The organism is Staphylococcus massiliensis CCUG 55927 (assembly GCF_000298075.1).
In the GTDB taxonomy this organism is placed as follows: Bacteria; Bacillota; Bacilli; order Staphylococcales; family Staphylococcaceae; genus Staphylococcus; species Staphylococcus massiliensis.
In genome coordinates, this window is the sequence record NZ_JH815595.1 from 124,336 (window position 1) to 125,894 (window position 1,559).

The following is a 1,559-nucleotide window of genomic DNA, read 5'->3' on the forward strand; positions in this document are numbered from 1 at the left end:
TTTCATGATGGGATTGATTGAAAAGAAAACTAATATTTACTATGGACTTATTGTTAGTTCAATTATATTTAGCTTATTACACTTAATGAGTGGACAATATGATTTAAAAAATATCATTCTTATCATCATTGGCTTATTTATTGCTGGTATATTTTATGGATTAGTAACTATTTATTACAGAACCATATGGGCTTCTATTGTAATTCATTTTTTATTTGACGCTACACAATTATTTAATATTACGACTAAAAGAGAGAATGAAAGTATTGCAGAATATATTTATAACAGTTCCAATATACTTATAACTGGTGGTGAATATGGTTCTACAGTATCTGTCATTACTATGTTTTCTTTTCTCTTGATGATTATATTTCTATTAATAAAATTAAAAAAGAGAAATGAATAAACTATACATTTTCACTACCCATAATAAGTAATTATGGTAATAAAAAGGACAATTACTATAAATTTATTAAATCAAAGAATCTAATATAGAATGTTATAACCTTGTTACAAATTGTTTAATTAGCAATGTAACAAGGTTGTTTCTTTTAATTTATATTCATTGTGAGATTATAAGGTTATGAAAAGGAGGGAGAAAAAAATTATGCTATCTGAGAAGTTAAAATCTGCACGTTTAGCAAAAGAATTAACTCAATCTGAAGTAGCCAAACAATTATATGTAACAAGACAAACCCTCTCTCGTTGGGAGCAAGGTAAAACATTACCGAATATCTATGCTATCCAAGAATTAAGTAGAATTTACGACATATCATTAAATGATTTAGTGAAAAATACAGTGTTTGAAAATAAGGAGAGTCAAAATGTGAAAAGATTAAACTTTTTCGCTTTATTTGGAGCATTAGTTTTTAATATATTTTTGTTTTCTTTAGTCATATTATTTTTTAGTGCTTCTTTTATAATGTTATTAGGGATATCATTAACTATGATTTTTAGTCCATTGATTTTTATTATTTTTGTTATAAAAGATATACAAGATTTTAATATTTTCCAACTATCTTTAACTATATTTTTCTTTTGTATAGGTTTGTTTTCTATTCCTATATTAAAAAAGTCGATTTACATTTCGTTTAGAGTTTTGAAGAATTATTTAAAGTATAATTATAAATCAGTTTTTCTGAATTGAATTTCAACTCTAAAACTATAAAGAATATAGAAGAAGATACTAAGGAGTTTTTATGAATACGAATTATAGAACAAAGCCATTTATAATCTATATAGTCATCGTTTTTGGAACTACTTATGTTATTGGAGGAGTATTAAATTTTATAAATGATAAAAGCATATTATCAAATTTAATAATGTTATTTCCTTCTATATCTGCAATTATTGTTTGGAGTTATTTTTATAAAAAAAATGAAGGATTTGTCGAATTTTTTTCGTTACGTATTGGTAAGCTTATACATTGGGTTATTTACCCACTTATGATGGTAAGTATTATGACTTTAATCTATTTAATATCTTATATTATAAATTCTAATCTGTTTTATAATTCATTTGGGATGAATTATAAATTATTAACTCCTTTATTAATTAAT

The 1,559-nt window shown here is 23.6% G+C and carries 2 protein-coding genes and 1 pseudogene; all 3 read left to right on the forward strand.

The window, feature by feature from the left end:
• On the forward strand, window positions 1–406 hold a 406-nt coding region (locus A33S_RS11880; protein WP_156093040.1), incomplete at its 5' end, for a CPBP family intramembrane glutamic endopeptidase.
• A gap of 201 nt (window positions 407–607) precedes the next feature.
• On the forward strand, window positions 608–1,147 hold the full coding sequence (locus A33S_RS0110280; RefSeq protein WP_017176827.1) for a helix-turn-helix domain-containing protein: 540 nt from the start codon (window positions 608–610) through the stop codon (window positions 1,145–1,147).
• A gap of 52 nt (window positions 1,148–1,199) precedes the next feature.
• A pseudogene (locus A33S_RS12560) lies at window positions 1,200–1,559 on the forward strand (CPBP family intramembrane glutamic endopeptidase); the annotation flags it as partial.

Bases quoted from the DNA above. Each gene is read 5' to 3' on its own strand.
- A33S_RS0110280 (WP_017176827.1), top strand. From the start codon at position 608: ATGCTATCTGAGAAGTTAAAATCTGCACGTTTAGCAAAAGAATTAACT.